Here is a 706-nt window from a genome sequence, read left to right as displayed (position 1 = left end):
TATACAACCGACATTTACATCAATTGTAAATGTCCCGTACGGGATTCGAACCCATGTTACCGCCGTGAAAGGGCGGTGTCTTAACCACTTGACCAACGGGACAAAAAATTATTTAAGCTCTATTGATAATACAACTACGGAGAAGGAGGGATTCGAACCCTCGCGCCGGTTTCCCGACCTACACCCTTAGCAGGGGCGCCTCTTCAGCCTCTTGAGTACTTCCCCAGACCAAGTAACACAATTATTTAACTACGTTACTCCATATGGGCCTAAATGGACTCGAACCATCGACCTCACGCTTATCAGGCGTGCGCTCTAACCAGCTGAGCTATAGGCCCATAAAGCGAATGACGGGAATCGAACCCGCGTATCGAGCTTGGAAGGCTAGCGTTCTACCATTGAACTACATTCGCATTATTATTATTCAATTCATAGTGTTTCCACTATTATGGCGCAGGACGGAATCGAACCGCCGACACATGGAGCTTCAATCCATTGCTCTACCAACTGAGCTACTGAGCCATTAACGGTCACAACGGGACTCGAACCCGTGATCTCCCGCGTGACAGGCGGGCGTAATAACCAACTATACCATGCGACCATTCAATTGCGGGAGCTGGATTTGAACCAACGACCTTCGGGTTATGGGCCCGACGAGCTACCGAACTGCTCCATCCCGCGATAATATTAAGTTAATCACCTTTCG

The 706-nt window shown here is 48.9% G+C and carries 7 tRNA genes; all 7 read right to left on the bottom strand.

Features of this window, described 5'->3' with window-relative positions:
- Positions 1 to 30 precede the first annotated feature (30 nt).
- Positions 31 to 102 (bottom strand) — tRNA-Glu (locus tag LQZ75_RS09720).
- Between the two features lie 35 nt (positions 103 to 137).
- Positions 138 to 225, bottom strand: a tRNA-Ser gene (locus tag LQZ75_RS09715).
- A 39-nt stretch (positions 226 to 264) separates the two neighbouring features.
- Positions 265 to 338, bottom strand: a tRNA-Ile gene (locus LQZ75_RS09710).
- Between the two features lie 4 nt (positions 339 to 342).
- Positions 343 to 413: transfer RNA gene (locus LQZ75_RS09705), tRNA-Gly, on the bottom strand.
- 36 nt (positions 414 to 449) lie between these two features.
- Positions 450 to 522, bottom strand: a tRNA-Phe gene (locus LQZ75_RS09700).
- Between the two features lie 5 nt (positions 523 to 527).
- A tRNA-Asp gene (locus LQZ75_RS09695) sits at positions 528 to 601 on the bottom strand.
- Positions 602 to 607: 6 nt separating this feature from the next.
- Positions 608 to 681 (bottom strand) — tRNA-Met (locus tag LQZ75_RS09690).
- Positions 682 to 706: the final 25 nt, after the last annotated feature.

The sequence above is a fragment of the Periweissella fabaria genome, from assembly GCF_918814575.1.
GTDB classification, from domain to species: domain Bacteria; phylum Bacillota; class Bacilli; order Lactobacillales; family Lactobacillaceae; genus Periweissella; species Periweissella fabaria.
This window is presented reverse-complemented; position numbering and strand designations above follow the sequence as displayed.